The 14368-nt window shown below is 28.6% G+C and carries 16 protein-coding genes; 12 read left to right on the top strand and 4 right to left on the bottom strand.

The genetic code is table 11. The features are described from left to right. Window positions 1-180: 180 nt before the first annotated feature. Complete coding sequence (locus B2S02_RS16340; protein WP_035129977.1) at window positions 181-807, bottom strand: TrkA C-terminal domain-containing protein; 627 nt, start codon at window positions 805-807, stop codon at window positions 181-183. Between the two features lie 656 nt (window positions 808-1463). Here B2S02_RS16340 and B2S02_RS16335 point away from each other — a divergent pair. The 4 genes from B2S02_RS16335 (at window position 1464) to B2S02_RS16320 (ending at window position 5105) form a co-directional block, all read left to right on the top strand. Further along, window positions 1464-1838: a YbaN family protein gene (locus B2S02_RS16335; protein ID WP_035129974.1), complete on the top strand. Its 375-nt coding sequence runs from the start codon at window positions 1464-1466 to the stop codon at window positions 1836-1838. A gap of 472 nt (window positions 1839-2310) precedes the next feature. Next, entirely contained in the window at window positions 2311-3957 is a 1647-nt protein-coding gene (metG, locus tag B2S02_RS16330) for a methionine--tRNA ligase (protein WP_346847507.1), read from the top strand. Window positions 3958-4101: 144 nt separating this feature from the next. After that, window positions 4102-4428 (top strand): hypothetical protein, encoded by a 327-nt coding sequence (locus tag B2S02_RS16325; RefSeq protein WP_346847506.1) that lies wholly within the window; start codon window positions 4102-4104, stop codon window positions 4426-4428. Between the two features lie 35 nt (window positions 4429-4463). Beyond that, on the top strand, window positions 4464-5105 hold the full coding sequence (locus B2S02_RS16320) for an HAD family hydrolase (RefSeq protein ID WP_346876564.1): 642 nt from the start codon (window positions 4464-4466) through the stop codon (window positions 5103-5105). 66 nt (window positions 5106-5171) lie between these two features. Here B2S02_RS16320 and B2S02_RS16315 read toward each other — a convergent pair whose 3' ends face one another. Further along, the gene (locus B2S02_RS16315) at window positions 5172-5426 is read right to left on the bottom strand and encodes a hypothetical protein (RefSeq protein WP_346847504.1); all 255 of its coding nucleotides are present in this window, start codon (window positions 5424-5426) and stop codon (window positions 5172-5174) included. 141 nt (window positions 5427-5567) lie between these two features. Between B2S02_RS16315 and B2S02_RS16310 the strand changes: the two genes are divergently transcribed. Then, window positions 5568-6158: an MgtC/SapB family protein gene (locus tag B2S02_RS16310; RefSeq protein ID WP_346847503.1), complete on the top strand. Its 591-nt coding sequence runs from the start codon at window positions 5568-5570 to the stop codon at window positions 6156-6158. 30 nt (window positions 6159-6188) lie between these two features. On the opposite strand, the gene B2S02_RS16305 is transcribed toward B2S02_RS16310, so the two are convergent. After that, on the bottom strand, window positions 6189-7292 hold the full coding sequence (locus B2S02_RS16305) for a hypothetical protein (RefSeq protein ID WP_346876563.1): 1104 nt from the start codon (window positions 7290-7292) through the stop codon (window positions 6189-6191). 327 nt (window positions 7293-7619) lie between these two features. On the opposite strand from B2S02_RS16305, the gene B2S02_RS16300 reads away from it, so the two are divergent. The 5 genes from B2S02_RS16300 (at window position 7620) to B2S02_RS16280 (ending at window position 10608) form a co-directional block, all read left to right on the top strand. Beyond that, complete coding sequence (locus tag B2S02_RS16300) at window positions 7620-8123, top strand: MogA/MoaB family molybdenum cofactor biosynthesis protein (protein ID WP_346847501.1); 504 nt, start codon at window positions 7620-7622, stop codon at window positions 8121-8123. Window positions 8124-8146: 23 nt separating this feature from the next. Continuing rightward, window positions 8147-9157, top strand: a complete 1011-nt coding sequence (gene moaA / locus B2S02_RS16295) for a GTP 3',8-cyclase MoaA (protein WP_346847500.1) — start codon at window positions 8147-8149, stop codon at window positions 9155-9157. A gap of 21 nt (window positions 9158-9178) precedes the next feature. Further along, window positions 9179-9658 (top strand): cyclic pyranopterin monophosphate synthase MoaC, encoded by a 480-nt coding sequence (gene moaC / locus B2S02_RS16290; RefSeq protein WP_346847807.1) that lies wholly within the window; start codon window positions 9179-9181, stop codon window positions 9656-9658. Window positions 9659-9676: 18 nt separating this feature from the next. After that, the gene (locus B2S02_RS16285; protein ID WP_346921034.1) at window positions 9677-10123 is read left to right on the top strand and encodes an MOSC domain-containing protein; all 447 of its coding nucleotides are present in this window, start codon (window positions 9677-9679) and stop codon (window positions 10121-10123) included. Window positions 10124-10257: 134 nt separating this feature from the next. Then, window positions 10258-10608, top strand: a complete 351-nt coding sequence (locus tag B2S02_RS16280) for a zinc ribbon domain-containing protein YjdM (protein WP_035129948.1) — start codon at window positions 10258-10260, stop codon at window positions 10606-10608. Between the two features lie 145 nt (window positions 10609-10753). Here the strand turns inward: B2S02_RS16280 and B2S02_RS16275 are convergent, their stop codons facing one another. Further along, the gene (locus B2S02_RS16275) at window positions 10754-11200 is read right to left on the bottom strand and encodes an Lrp/AsnC family transcriptional regulator (RefSeq protein WP_346876561.1); all 447 of its coding nucleotides are present in this window, start codon (window positions 11198-11200) and stop codon (window positions 10754-10756) included. 137 nt (window positions 11201-11337) lie between these two features. Here B2S02_RS16275 and B2S02_RS16270 point away from each other — a divergent pair, with 137 nt between their 5' ends. After that, entirely contained in the window at window positions 11338-11760 is a 423-nt protein-coding gene (locus B2S02_RS16270) for a carboxymuconolactone decarboxylase family protein (protein ID WP_346847497.1), read from the top strand. Window positions 11761-12073: 313 nt separating this feature from the next. Then, window positions 12074-14278, top strand: a complete 2205-nt coding sequence (locus B2S02_RS16265; RefSeq protein ID WP_346876560.1) for a type IA DNA topoisomerase — start codon at window positions 12074-12076, stop codon at window positions 14276-14278. The last annotated feature ends 90 nt before the right edge of the window (window positions 14279-14368 follow it).

Genomic DNA, 14368 nt, shown 5'->3' with positions numbered 1-14368 from the left:
TAAATCCTCCTTTGTAAAGTAACAACCTAATTATAAATGAAAGTTGTTACTTTGTCAAATTCAAAAAAAATAAACTATCGCAAAAATATATTAATCTTAGTTCATATACTAGCAAAGATTAATATATTATTTTCTGATAGTTTAATTAATTTATATTAAGTTTATTACATACAATTTAAATTAGGGATATAAATATTTTTTTACACGCTCAATGCAATTTTCATCTCCAACAAAATAAAATATATCATTTTCTTGAAAAACTGCGTATGGTCCTGGTGACATAAGTAAAGAGTCGTTTCTTCTGATTGCTATTATTGTTGCTGAAGTATTATGCCAAAAGTTTATATCAGATGCAGATTTATTAATATAAGGTGTAGCAGATGTTATTTCTACTTGAAATGGTGTAAATGGATTTACAGAGCGTAATCTATCAGTTTTATCTATTAAATCAGAAAGACATCCGTATAAAAATTTTATTTCTTTTTTTTGTCTGTCAACACTATCAATAATATCTTGCTTTAGATTACTTATAGTATTAATATCATCATGTTGTTTAACGAATTTTATAGCATTTTCGTAGGACTTTATAGTAACTCCACTACCTTTTGAAGTATCTACAATATTTAAGTCTGATAATACACAAATAGCACGCCTTGCAGTTTCAGATGAGACACCATATTGACTTGCAAGAGAAGATCTTGCATAAATCTTATCACCAACTTTATAATGACCATCAACAATTTTGGCTGCAACATCGGCTGCTATTTGTTGATATCTAGGACTTGTTATTTTAAATTTATTTTCCATAATAATTCTCCTATAACTATATTAATAACAAAATTAAATATATCATATTTAATTTTAAATTAGTATATATTAGTACAAATAAAATTAGCATTCCACTTTATTGTAATGAATTGACATAGAATATAATAGTGATATACTTTAATTAATACCACTTATAAACGTTTACAGTTTGTAGGAAATAAGCTACTTTTAAAAGTAATAACATTTTAAAGAATATGTTAAAATTAATTTAAATATTTTTAGAGATGATATTATATAGAGTATACCCTAATATATTGGAATAAAGAACTAAAATTAAGAAAAAATTAAAATTTTGTAGAAAAATATATTTTGAAATTTTAGTATTTTGTATTATAATAATATTATAGAACAAATTTTTTATGCTATATATTAACAATTTAATATATATAATTAGTTTCATTTAAAATTTCCCTATAATTTTAAAAGAACTAGACATTAAACAAGACACAGACAGAAAAAGTCTACCATATAGATGGTAGGCTTTTTCTGTTTTTGTCTTGTTTACTAAAGATAAAGATTTAAATTATTAAAATAGAAAAAATAATTGATAAAATATATTGAAATTAATTGTTGGTTATTATAATGTATACATATTAAAATGATTATCTCTATAAGGATTTAGGAAGGGAGTTACTATGAATAAGTGTAAAAAGTTTATATGCGTATCTGTAGGGTTGATATGTTTTACACTTGGAGCGATAGGGATTATATTACCTATACTCCCTACAACACCATTTTTGCTGTTAGCCTCTTTTTTCTTTGTAAAAGGGTCTGAGAGATTTGATATTTGGTTCAAGAACACAAAGATATATAAAAAACACCTAGATAGTTTTGTAAAGGAAAAAGCAATGACTTTAAAACAAAAGATGACTATATTGTTATTTGCTGATTTTATGATGGCATTTCCACTTATAATTTTAGATAGTTTAGTTATAAAATGCATTATTGTTTTGATGATAATAATTAAATATTACTATTTTCTATTTGTAATAAAAACTATTAATAATTAATAGTTTTAAACTTCAATTGACAAGTTGGTAAATATATATATAATTATAAGTATAATAGCTAAATGCAAAGAAAAGGAAAGTAACTTTAAGAATACTTATACAGAGAGCTTTCATTGGTGAGAAGAAGCAATGGATATTAAAGAGAAAATGGCCTTGGAGCAGTGCACCGAGATTTAATATTAAGGCTGCAACGGGTTCACCCGTAATAGTGATAGAGTATAACTATAAACAGGATTTTTATGAGAAATTTTATCTATGTACTAGTCGTGGAATAAATTTCATGTAAGCAATTTTAATTATAACGTACTTGAAGAGATTTATATTGTGAAATGTAAATGAAGTAGGATGGTAACACGAAGTTTTAACTCTCGTTCCTAAGATTAATTTCTTAGGAGTGGGAGTTTTTAGTTTTACTCCAAATTTATAATTTGGAGAAGTGAAAAATTAAATAGTATAAGAGGAGGAGAGTAGAATGAATATTTTAATTGGAGGAGCATGGCCTTATGCCAATGGTTCGTTGCACATAGGACATATTGCAGCATTATTGCCTGGAGACGTTATAGCTAGATATTATAGAGCAAAAGGGGATGATGTATTATATATTTCAGGAAGTGATTGTCACGGAACACCTATTTCTATTAGAGCAAAAAAAGAGGGTGTATTATCAGAAGTTATAGCTAATAGATATCATGAGGAATTTAAGTATTGTTTTGATAAGTTAAATTTCAGCTATGATTGTTATTCAAGAACTGATGATAATCAGCATAAAGAAGAAGTAAGAAGGATAATTATAAGTCTATATGAAAAAGGCTTAATATATGAAAAAAAAGTAAGTCAAGTTTATTGTGAGGAGTGCAAACAATTTTTACCTGATAGATATGTAGAGGGAGTATGTCCGCATTGCAATAGTATTGCAAGAGGTGATCAATGTGAAAATTGTTCAACCCTTCTAGATCCTTTAGAGTTAAAGGATAGACTGTGTAAATTATGTGGTAGTAAGCCAGTAGTAAAATCCACTAAACAATTATACTTTGCATTATCTACTTTTGAAAAAGGACTTAGAAAGCATTTAGAAAGGTCTAGAAAAAACTGGAGAATAAATGCAGTAAATAGTACAGAAAGATACTTAAATGAAGGTTTGAAAGATAGAGCTATTTCTAGGGATTTAGATATAGGAATAGATATACCAATTAAAGGATTTGAAGATAAGAAAGTATATGTATGGATTGATGCGGTATTGGGATATTTAACTGTAAGTGAGAAGTGGGGAAAAGAAAATAATAAAAATTGTAGTGATTATTGGAATAGTAGCAGTATTTCATATTATATTCATGGAAAAGATAATATACCATTTCATACAATCATACTTCCAGCATTATTAAGAGGAACAGGACCAGAAAGAAATCCAGATAAGGTTATTTCTAGTGAATATGTGACTTTAGAAGGAAAGAAAATATCAACAAGTAATAACTGGGCAATTTGGGTACCAGATATAGTAGATAGATATAATAGTGACTTAATAAGATATTTCTTTATTGCAAATGGACCTGAAAGAAGAGATGCTGATTTTACTTGGAGGGAGTTCATAAATAAAAATAATGGTGAATTATTGGGAGCTTATGGAAACCTAGTTAATAGAACTTTGGTATTTGTTAAGAAGAATTTTAATAGCAAGGTACCAAAAGGAAAAGTTGAAGAGTCAATTAAAAGCACTATAGAAGAATTATATAAAAATATTGGGGAAAATATAGAAGAAGGAAATTTAAAATCTGGCATAGAAAGAATATTTACATTTATACGAAGTATAAATAAATATTTTGATGAAGAAATGCCATGGATTACCATAAAACAAGATAATAAACAGTGTGAAAATACTATTTATAATTGTTTATATGCTATTGTAAACCTAGCAAATCTTCTAAATCCATTTTTGCCAGAGTCCTCAGAAAAGATTAAAAGTTGGTTTTATTGCGAAGAAAATAGGTGGAAAGAGATTCAATTAAATTCAGGAGTAAATATAAGTAATTTTCATGTTTTATTTGAAAGATTAGATAAGAGTATTATTGATGAAGAATTAAGTAAATTAGAACTACATGGCAAAGATATCAAATCCACTTAGTGTCCATTAACAAAATATTTTAGAATATTATGATATAATTTATATGTTAGTGTATTATTAAAATTTTTGATAACTTCTTTTGTAAGAATGGTAACTTATAATTTGCTATAGTTTTACATTTAAAAGTTGGGAAGTGAGTATAAAATGGTGGGTAAATATAAAGTAGTAACTTTATGCGGAAGTACAAAGTTTAAAGAGGATTTTATAAAAGTTCAAAAGGAGTTAACTCTTCAGGGGATAATTGTAATATCAGTAGGATTATTCGGCCACGCAGATGGTGAATTTGGAACTATAATTACAGATGAAATTAAAATCATGCTTGATGATATTCATAAAAGAAAAATTGATATGGCAGATGAAATCTTTGTTATAAATAAGAATGGGTATATAGGCTCTAGCACCAGAAGTGAAATTAAATATGCGAAGGAACATGGCAAAAAAATAGTTTATTTGGAGCCTAATTATGAATAATTACTAATGAAAATAAGATATTTAGGAGTGAGTTTATGATATTAGAGACAGTAGATAGCATTATATTTGATTTAGACGGAACTATGTGGGATTCATTAGATGCGATTGTAGAAATATGGAATGAAGCTATAAAGGATTTTAGTGATATAGATGCAATAATTACAAAGGAAAAATTAAAATCAGTAGTAGGGGTACCAGTTATAGATTTAGTTAAGATCCTTCTTCCAGATTTGAAGGAAGAAAGAGCAATTGAATTTATGAATTATTGCTGTAAGAAAGAAAATGAATATTTACCGCTTCATGGAGGAATCCTTTTTCAAGGACTAGAAGAAACCTTAAAGAAGCTTTCACAAAAATATAAGCTATTTATAGTTAGTAACTGTCACCACGGTTATATAGAAGCTTTTTTTCATGCTCATAACATGAAAAAATATTTTATAGATTTTGAACATCCAGGAAGAACGGGACTTACAAAGGGTGAGAATATAAAACTCATAATTAATAGAAATAATTTAAAGAATCCTATGTATGTTGGTGATACACAAGGGGATAGAAATGCAGCTAGGTTAGCAGGAATACCTTTTGTGTATGCATCTTATGGATTTGGGAATGTGGAAGATTATGATTATAAAATAGATAGGTTTCCAGAATTAGTAGACATGTATTTTAGACAATAAAAAAATATATAATTCCCATGAAAATATATAATTTTTTCATGGGGATTAGTTTTTAATATTATTATTCTAATTAGTTGAATTTTTATTTATATTTAAGCAAACAATAACTCCAATGGACATACAAATAAGTATGAGTAAAGATGATATTTCAGTAGATATAATATCAGATGTGCTTATTAAAGTTAATAATTTTGATTGAATATTTACGTCAAATCCTAAAAGCATAGAAATAGATGAGACGATGGTAACTATTAGAGATAATACAGATAATCCACAGATTATTCCGGTAATTATACGAATTAAATTTTCTTTTCTTTTCATATAACTGTTATTTAGATAAGTTTAAAGTATTATCTAAAATCCTCCTTGCCTTTAAGTTATAAAATAATTATAACATTTTTTTAAACAATATTAAACCTATGAATATAATATAAGTAATTATACTATGATGGGGAGGGAATTATGGATTATATAGTAGTGTTAGAAAGGCTTATAGTAGGCGTTATAGTAGGGGGACTTGTTGGATATGAAAGGGAATTTAAAAATAGTCCAGCAGGGTTTAGAACTCATATATTAGTATGCTTAGGAGCTACAATTATTTCTTTAATAACAGAGTATGATATACAAAAAATCATGGTTATTGCTCAAAATCCTATGTATGCTGAAGTTATAAAAGTCGATATAGCTAGATTAGGAGCTCAGGTTATAAGTGGTGTTGGATTTTTAGGAGCTGGTACTATTTTAAGAGAGAAAGGATCTGTAAGGGGATTAACTACTGCCGCAACTCTTTGGATTGTGGCATGCTTAGGTTTAGCGGTAGGAAGAGGACTCTATGCACTATCCTTAACAGCAGCCGTAATCATATTTATAATACTAAGCTTATTTAAAAAAGCTGATAGAGTTATACAAAAAGATACAAAGTGGAGAATAAGGTTTAGGAAAAAAGAAAAAGAAGATGAGGTTGATGAAGATTATAATATTACTGAAGGAAAAAATAGTGAGGATGTTATAACTTTATACGAGAAAGTAAATGAGCCAATAAGTAGAGAGTAGTCTCTACTTATTGGCTTTATAATATCAGTATTAACCACCATAAATAGTATTCCACCAGCTTTCATCTGGTTTACCACCAGACATAAGTCCCTCTGCAACCCAAGTATTACTTTTGTTACTATAAAATATATATAGCCACCTGACGGTTACACCTTTATCGAAGGCTGAATTTCCTGGTTCTTTAACGTTTATTTCTAGTTCGTAATAAGCTTTATTATTTCTTACTTCAGCATTAAGTATTTTTACATAGTCAATATCTATTTCATCCCATATTTTTTGACCTTCTTCTAAAGTATCACTATTAGAAGAATTAACTGTATAATTGTAAATGAAGGAATATTCTTTGTTTATCATAGCATTCATATATGAATTACAAAATTCTTCAGCGGAGCTAATATCATGATTTATAGAAGTAGAATCATTAGTTTGTAGTGAATGAGAATCTAAATTTTGTGGATTATAATATTTTTTATTTGGTAATATTTCTGTCAATGGAGTAAAAATAGAAACAAGCCATTTTTTATTTTTATTTATTAGCTTAATTTTTCCTTCTAGAGTTTGCTTTTCCTTGTATCCATCATTATATATTATATTAATATCAGCATTATATTTGTAGTAAGCTTCGGTATCATTATCACTAGAGATTTTATCAAGAATAATGTTAGATATGGTAGTGGTGTATTCATAGTCCTTAGCCATTTTTATAGAAGATAAGGGAAATCTATTTAAAATAAGTTCATCACCTAATTGAGAAGTAATAGAATCACCTATATTTTTTAAACAAACTTCTCTAATTTTAGTTTCATCTTCAGGAGAAAGTGTAACAATACCTGTCTCCCCATTAGAAGGAGCACGTCCTTCAAGAGAGCTTTCAAAAAGCTTAGAAAGTTGATCTGTTAAAGTGTAGTCTGAAATATTATAGTAATTTTCTATAAAAGATTCAGCAACGGTTTTATCAGGAGAAGGATTTACTCTTTCGCAAGCAATTAGGGAAAATATAACGATACTAAAGAAAAGTATAATACATAACAAGGAGATACCATTAAGTTTGTTCTTCATATCAAAAATATTTTTAAATCTTTTTTTCGTGTTATCTACACCTCCATTAAAATTGGTTGAAAAAGTATTAACCATTATTATCACTTCTACAAATGTAGTATATAATTATATTCTACATTTGTAGAAGGTTTATATCAAGAAATAAATGTAATAACATATAAAATTTACAATTAAGTTTATGTATTAAAAGGTATGTTATAGAAAATAAATATCGGGAAACTAATTATTTTTATAATGTACAATTTGAAAAAAATTGAATATATTTACATAAAATATAATAAATATGATATAATTGATATTAATAAAAACTGAGGAGATAGTCAGGATATAATTTTGCGTTTAATATAAAAATTATATTTATTTAAATATTTGAATTAACAATAACTTTATGGAGGTTATAGTATGAAAAAAACTGCAATTTTAACTATAAGTGATAAAGGTTCTGAAGGACAGCGTATAGATGAGACAGGGCAAGTGTTAAGGGAGTATTTAGAAAAAAATAAATATATAGTCCATTATTATAAAATTATACCTGATGAAGTTGTAGATATAAAAAAAGAACTTATATATATATGTGATGAATTAAATATACCATTGGTAATTACTAATGGAGGAACTGGATTTTCAAAGAGGGATGTAACTCCAGAAGCAACTTTACAAGTTATAGAAAAGTATGTACCTGGGATTGGAGAATTTATGAGAATGAAGTCTATGGAAATTACACCAAGAGCGATGCTGTCTAGAGGAATTGTAGGTATTAGAAAGAATTCTTTAATTATAAATCTACCAGGAAGTCCTAGAGGTGCTAAAGAAAATATAGAATTCATTTTTCCATATTTAGATCATGGACTAAAGATTTTATCTGGAGAAACTTCAGAATGTGCTAGGAGTGAAGTTGATTTATAGGGAGTATAAAGGGAGGAGTATTTATGGAAGATTCCCATGGACGTAACATAAATTATTTAAGAGTTTCTCTTACGGATATGTGCAATTTAAGATGTATGTATTGCATGCCAGAAGGAAAGTGTAATCAAAATTATGTTAGTTCGAAAATGTCTATAGAAGAAATAGATTTAATTATTAGAATATTTGCTGAATGTGGTGTTGAGAAAGTTAGATTTACTGGTGGAGAACCGTTGATTGTAAAGGATATTTCTAAGATTATATATAATGCATCCCAAGTTAAAGGAATTAAAGATATATCTTTAACTACTAATGGCATATTTTTGAAGGATAAAATAGATGAATTAAAGAAGGCAGGGTTAAATAGAGTAAATGTTAGTATGGATACATTAAAGGAAGACAAGTATGAAGGAATAACAGGACGATCATATCTTAAAAAAGTTAAAGAAGGTATAGAAGTATGTTTAGATAAGGGCATTACTCCGGTGAAAATTAATGTGGTGCTTATGAAAGGTATAAACTTAGACGAGGTTGATGAGTTTATTAAAATTGCAGAGAAAATGCCTATAGATGTGAGGTTTATAGAATTAATGCCTATAGGAGCAGGTACAGAGTTATTTAAAAATCATTTTATACCCTATAAGGATATAGTAGAGTCACATCCTAATCTTATACCTGAAGATCATAGAGTATCTTCAACGGCAGAACTTTATAAAAGTAGTAAGGGAAAAGGGAGAATTGGATTTATTAGTCCTATAAGTTGTAATTTTTGTAGTGAGTGTAATAGAGTTAGATTAACTGCTGAAGGTGGAATTAAGTCTTGTTTGCATGGTGAAGAGGAAATTAATATTCTATCAGATGTACGAGATTTATTTAAAAAATATAATTTATCATACTGCGATTTACGAGAGAGTAGAGAATATAGTATTCTTAAGAAAAAGATTTTAGGAGCTATGTATAATAAGCCATTAGGACATAGACTATCTATGGAAGGAAAAAGTAGAAGCAATAAGCAAATGTTTCAAATAGGAGGATAACTTATGATTAAAGATGTTCAAATAGATGAAGGATTCACTCATATAAATGAGCAAGGAAGAGCTAGAATGGTAGATGTTAGTGAAAAGAAAAAGACAGATAGAGAGGCAATAGCCTGCGGTTCTATTTATATGAAGAAATCTACTTTAGAAAAGATAGACAAAGGGGAAATTATAAAGGGAGATGTACTTTCCGTAGCTCAAGTGGGTGGGATAATGGGAGCAAAGAAAACTTCAGATATAATTCCCATGTGTCATTCTATCATGATGTCAGGGTGTGATATTACCTTTCACCTAGATCATGATAAAAGTAAGGTAGATATAATAGCTACAACTAAAACAATAGGGGAGACCGGTATAGAAATGGAAGCTTTAACAGCGGTATCCATAGCAGCATTAACTATATATGATATGTGTAAGTCAGTAGATAAATCAATGGTTATAAGTGATATTAGGCTACTTCGAAAGATTGGTGGAAAATCTGGAGAGATTAATTATTTTTAAAGATAGGAGAAGATGGATATGGCAAAGGTTATTAGTATAAATATAAGTACTGAGAAAGGGGTTATAAAAACACCTATAAAAAGAGGTTTCTTTAAGATCGACTTCGGATTAGAAGGAGATGCTCATGGTGGTAATTGGCATAGACAAGTTAGCTTGTTAGGAGATGAAAGCATAGATAAGCTTAGAGGAAAAATAAATAAAGAATTAGTCCCAGGAATATTTGCAGAAAATATAACAACACAAGGAATAACTTTATATGAACTACCCATAGGAACAAAGCTTTCCATTGGAGAAGTTATTATGGAAGTGACACAGATTGGAAAAGAATGTCATAAGAATTGTGAAATAATGAAGACCACAGGGGAGTGTGTTATGCCTAGAGAAGGGATTTTTGCTCAAGTATTAGAAGAAGGATGGATAGAACCTGGTGATGAGATTTCTGTAATTAAGTACTGGAAAGCTTGAGTTAAATTATAAATAGAATTTGTCAATAGAGGAAGACTATGATAGTATATAAGAACATAAGAAGCTGTATATATTATTTTATAAAGTGAATCTTATGTATCAGAACTATAGTAACGAATGGAGGAAATGAAGTTATGGGTAATTTACCTAATTGTCCAAAATGTAATTCAGAATACACTTACGAAGATGGAAGTATTTTTGTTTGCCCAGAATGTGCTCACGAGTGGGGAGTACAAGCTGAAAATGAAAATAATGAAGATATTAATGTTATAAAAGATGCAAATGGAAATGTGTTACAAGATGGTGATTCTGTAACAATAATTAAAGATCTTAAAGTAAAAGGTGCTTCATCATCAATAAAAATAGGAACGAAAGTAAAAAATATACGTTTAGTTCCTGATGCATCTGATGGCCATAACATTGATTGTAAAATTGATGGTTTTGGAGCTATGAGTTTAAAATCCGAATTCGTTAAAAAAATATAAGCTATAATTAACTCTACAAAAGGAAACTTCCATGAATTATATGTAGTTCATGGAGGCTTTCTTTTTTTATTTTAATTTAAACACTAAGGTAACAGGATTATGATCAGAGTATTTTAACATGGGAACTATGGACAGAATAAAAAACTTATATTAAAAACTTATTTATAGAATTCTCTATGACTACTTCTGAGAATGCAATATAAGTACTAGTTGTTGCATATGGAGATACTTCATTAATAAATTCTTCAATGTCACTTAAATCTTTAACTGAAAGTTTAACAAGAAAACAACCATCCCCAGCAATTCTATAGCACCATTCACTGCGATTGTAGTCTTTAATAAAATTTTTGAATCGCTCATATTCACCATTTTTCATGGTGATTTTTATTATACAATCAATGGATAGACCAAGATTCTTTTTATTTATAGTAATAGTATAGCCTTCTATTATTCTGTTATCTTCAAGTCTTTTTACTCTCTCTGTAACAGAGGATGGGGATAGGTTAATTCGCTTTGACAACTCTCTTATGGATAATCTACTATTTTTTTCTAATTCGGATAGAATCATTACATCAATTTCGTCAAATTTCATTTGAAATATTTTCTCCTTTTTAATATTTTGTATGATATATATATAGGTTTTATTATATGTCATATGAAATACAAAATTCAATTTTATTTATATATAATATTAATAAAATTAGATTTGATTAATAAAGGAGAGATATTATGACAAAAATAAATTTTTCAAATGAGGGGATAACATCCTTTGAACAACTACTTGGATATAACAGTGAGATAATGAAAGGTTGGAGTAATTTAGAAATAAGTTTTTTAAAATCTAAAACTTTTGGTTATGAATTAAAAGAAGAAGTAAGACGTACTCTTGCTTTTAACAATGGATGTAAATATTGTATGGCAAAGGGAAAGCCTTCTGAAGATATAGAGGATAAAAATATAAGAATGGCAACGAAAATTGCAGATATGATTTCAAAGAATATAGTTTTAACAGAGGAGACTTTTAAAAGTTTAAGAGAACTATTCAGTGAAAAAGAAATCTCAGAGCTTTTTGCACTAATTTGCTTTTTTACAGCATCGCAAAGGTTCGGAGCTTTACTTGATTTGGAACCTAGCTGTGCAATATATATTTAGAAGGGCTAGTTCAAGATAAGTTAGCCGATAAGTATTGACAAAGGAGCTATTTAACATTATAAATAGCTCCATATTTATCTATGAAAATATTTATATGTTTTTATATATAAAATCCTCATATTATCACTTCTGATAAATCATAATCTACTACCTTAGGGTCTAGTCAAAAAAGTTTATATTGTAAAATAAATGTCTAGTTTTAATAAAGTTTTATTTTATTGTATAATTAAGTGGAAAGTTTTAAGAATTAAAAATAACTATAAATATAAGTAAATTTATTTAAGTAAGAGAAAATAAGTAAGGTGTGAGAGAAGTGGCTAAGGTTATTATTGCGGAAAAACCATCCGTGGCAAAGAATATTGCAGAAGCTTTAAATATAAAAACTAGAAAAGATGGATACTTTGAGGGTGAGAATTATTTAGTTACATGGGCGTTTGGTCACTTATTACAACTATATGATGCTAAAGATTATGATGAAAGCATGAAGGGATGGGAGTTTTCTAAATTTCCATTTATACCTAAGGAGTTTAAATATAAGATAAAAAGTGATTCACTTAATAGAAATATTACTGATAAGGGAGCTGAGAAACAGCTTAGCATTATTAAATCACTTATAGATAGAGAGAATGTAGATGGAATAATATCCGCCACAGACTTTGATAGAGAGGGTCAGGTTATAGCAGATGAATTATTTATATATTTCAATGAAGAAAAGCCTGTATATAGGCTTCTTCTAAATGAGTGGACTCCAGATGAAGTAAAAAAGGGTATGGAAGCTTTAAAGCCTAATAAAGAAATGAAGTCCTTACAAGATGCTGGAATAGGAAGGCAATGGGCAGATTGGGTTATTGGGATAAATCTTACATCTGTGGCAACTTTGAGATATAAATTTGAAGATGTTAAAATGCTAAACATAGGAAGAGTGTTATTACCAACTCTAAAGATAATCTATGATAGGGACATGGAAATTGAAAACTTTGTAGCTACTACTTATTATAAGTTATCGGCTACCTTTAAGACTAAGGCTAATGAGGAGTACGAAGGTCTATATTATGAAAATGATTCAGAAAAATTCGAAGAGAAGTCTTATTTAAGTAATATAGGAAAATTACTACAAGGACAAAGAGCGGAGATAGTTGATAAGCAAACAGAGAAGAAAAGGGAATATCCACCGTATCTATTTAACTTATCAAATCTTCAAGGACATATTACTAGTAAATTTAAAGGATGGACTTCCGATAAGGTTTTAAAGGTTGCCCAGTCTCTTTATGAAAAAAAGTTTATTACTTATCCTAGAACTGCCAGTATTGTCCTAGAAGAAAGCTTAGAGGATAGAACAAGGAAGGTTTTGGAGAATCTTAAAAAGGGTCTACCATACGAAAATCAAATAAAATTTGCAAAAACTAAAAGGGTTTTTGATAATTCTAAGGTGGAGAGTCATAGTGCTATAGTTCCAACTTATATAAAACCAAGCGGCCTTAGTGCTGATGAAGCAATTGTTTATAATGCAGTGAAAAATAGATTTATAATGCAATTTATGCCTATTGCTGAATTTGAGGAAACAAAAATTACGGCTAAGGTTTATGAGGAAAATATTAAAGGCATATTTGTTTCCAAGGGTAAAGTTCAAATTGTTGAAGGCTGGCGTGTGGTAGAAAAGATAGAAACTAAGGATACTATACTTCCTTTAGTTATGGAAAAGGAAGTAGTGGATATTGTAGGAAATAAAGTTAACACCGTAACAAAGAAGCCACCTAAAAATCATACAGAAAAGACTTTGCTAAGGGTTATGGAAACCTGTGGTAAGAGTTTAGGAAAAGAAGAAAATAATGATGATGATGATGAAAACTCTTCAGAAGATAATTTAGAGGAAACTTCGGAAGAATTAATGAAGTCCATATTGAGCGGTTTTAGTATAGGAACACCAGCTACTAGAGCTGAAACTATTAAAAAACTTAAAGATATAGGATATATTACTACTAAAGGAAAAAACCTAACTTGTACAGAGTTAGGTAGGACAATGGTAGAGATGTTTCCTGTAAGGGATTTGTTTGACTTAGAATACACCGGTAGGCTAGAAAAAACCCTATCGGATATAGAAAAAGAAACTGTAGAAAAAGACACCTTTATTAAGCATATTTGTGATTTTACTAGTAAATCTGTGGAAATTATAAAAAAGGATACATCAATGTTATCTAAAATAAAGATAGAGCTTTCTCCTGGGACGGTTAGTGTAGGTAATTGTCCTATATGCGGAAATCCAGTAGTGGAAGGAGAAAAAAGCTTTGGGTGTAGTAACTGGAAAAATGGTTGTAAATTCACTATTTGGAAGAATGATAAATACATTGAATCCTATGGCAAGAAAGTTACAAAAGAAATGGTAGAAATACTTCTTAAAAATGGTAAAGTAGGATTTAGAAATTTGAGAAGCAAGAAAGGAAATACCTTTGCTGCTTATTTTAGATATGAAAAAAATGAAGAAACAGGTTATTTAAGTTGGAAGATGGAATTTATTTAAAAAGATAAACAAAAATTATATTTAAACTACAGATAATTAAAGTAGATTCATTATCAATTGATAATACATTATACAAGAAACTTATTGAGA

The organism is Clostridium sp. UBA7339 (assembly GCF_002470865.1).
GTDB lineage: Bacteria > Bacillota > Clostridia > Clostridiales > Clostridiaceae > Clostridium_J > Clostridium_J sulfidigenes.
This window is presented reverse-complemented; position numbering and strand designations above follow the sequence as displayed.

Excerpts from the sequence above, each read along its gene's own strand:
- B2S02_RS16320 (WP_346876564.1), top strand. The coding sequence starts at position 4,464 with ATGATATTAGAGACAGTAGATAGCATTATATTTGATTTAGACGGAACT.
- B2S02_RS16315 (WP_346847504.1), bottom strand. The coding sequence starts at position 5,426 with ATGAAAAGAAAAGAAAATTTAATTCGTATAATTACCGGAATAATCTGT.
- B2S02_RS16300 (WP_346847501.1), top strand. The coding sequence starts at position 7,620 with ATGAAAAAAACTGCAATTTTAACTATAAGTGATAAAGGTTCTGAAGGA.
- metG (WP_346847507.1), top strand. The coding sequence starts at position 2,311 with ATGAATATTTTAATTGGAGGAGCATGGCCTTATGCCAATGGTTCGTTG.
- B2S02_RS16305 (WP_346876563.1), bottom strand. The coding sequence starts at position 7,292 with ATGGTTAATACTTTTTCAACCAATTTTAATGGAGGTGTAGATAACACG.
- B2S02_RS16325 (WP_346847506.1), top strand. The coding sequence starts at position 4,102 with ATGGTGGGTAAATATAAAGTAGTAACTTTATGCGGAAGTACAAAGTTT.
- B2S02_RS16340 (WP_035129977.1), bottom strand. The coding sequence starts at position 807 with ATGGAAAATAAATTTAAAATAACAAGTCCTAGATATCAACAAATAGCA.
- B2S02_RS16285 (WP_346921034.1), top strand. The coding sequence starts at position 9,677 with ATGGCAAAGGTTATTAGTATAAATATAAGTACTGAGAAAGGGGTTATA.
- B2S02_RS16270 (WP_346847497.1), top strand. The coding sequence starts at position 11,338 with ATGACAAAAATAAATTTTTCAAATGAGGGGATAACATCCTTTGAACAA.
- moaA (WP_346847500.1), top strand. The coding sequence starts at position 8,147 with ATGGAAGATTCCCATGGACGTAACATAAATTATTTAAGAGTTTCTCTT.
- B2S02_RS16310 (WP_346847503.1), top strand. The coding sequence starts at position 5,568 with ATGGATTATATAGTAGTGTTAGAAAGGCTTATAGTAGGCGTTATAGTA.
- B2S02_RS16280 (WP_035129948.1), top strand. The coding sequence starts at position 10,258 with ATGGGTAATTTACCTAATTGTCCAAAATGTAATTCAGAATACACTTAC.
- B2S02_RS16335 (WP_035129974.1), top strand. The coding sequence starts at position 1,464 with ATGAATAAGTGTAAAAAGTTTATATGCGTATCTGTAGGGTTGATATGT.
- B2S02_RS16275 (WP_346876561.1), bottom strand. The coding sequence starts at position 11,200 with ATGAAATTTGACGAAATTGATGTAATGATTCTATCCGAATTAGAAAAA.